Origin of the sequence: Testudinibacter sp. 'clade 2' (genome assembly GCF_006227735.1) — a bacterium.
GTDB lineage: Bacteria > Pseudomonadota > Gammaproteobacteria > Enterobacterales > Pasteurellaceae > Chelonobacter.
In genome coordinates this window covers 1-588 of sequence record NZ_VDHB01000265.1, presented here as the reverse complement: position 1 = coordinate 588, position 588 = coordinate 1, and the positions used below count along the sequence as shown (strand labels likewise).

Genomic DNA, 588 nt, shown 5'->3' with positions numbered 1-588 from the left:
GTTGTTGGGAAAATAACGGATTACCCATTAACTGAGTTTAATCATCAAGCACATAATGCCGCAATCTATGAAGCGTTAAAATTAGATTTGAAAACTCAGCAAGCGGCTAATCATTTAATAGATAGCTTAAAGAATACAGGAAAATTGCCTGATAATTATGTTACTAAAAACTTTGCTAAGAAAGAATATCAGTGGAGTGAAGGTAAAGCTTTTAAGCAAGGGCAATTAGGTGGTGATATCTTCAATAACGATCTTAATTTATTGCCAAATTCCTCTGGAAGAACGTGGTATGAAGCTGATATAGGAATTGATCCTAACATTAGTAGAAGTAAACAGCTAGGGACAAGATTATTATATTCTAATGATGGACTTTTATATATGACAACTGATCATTATAAAACTTTTAAGGAGCTGGGGAATTGGAAGTGATATTGAATGGTAATAATATTTTATCAGAGTCTGATTTTTATGATGAGTTGAAAAAAATCCATCCTGATTTTGGTTATTATTTTGGCAGAAATTTAAATGCCTTAAGGGATTATGTAGGGTTATTAGATGGATATACAATTAGGTGGGTTAACTATAAGT

Annotated in this window: 2 protein-coding genes; both read left to right on the top strand. The window is 31.6% G+C overall.

Annotated features, from left to right (window positions below; genetic code table 11):
- Positions 1-429 (top strand): ribonuclease domain-containing protein (locus tag FHQ30_RS13145; RefSeq protein WP_500692285.1); only part of this gene is annotated, 429 nt, incomplete at its 5' end.
- Positions 426-588 (top strand): barstar family protein (locus tag FHQ30_RS13140; RefSeq protein ID WP_500692286.1); only part of this gene is annotated, 163 nt, incomplete at its 3' end. The genes FHQ30_RS13145 and FHQ30_RS13140, both read left to right, overlap by 4 nt.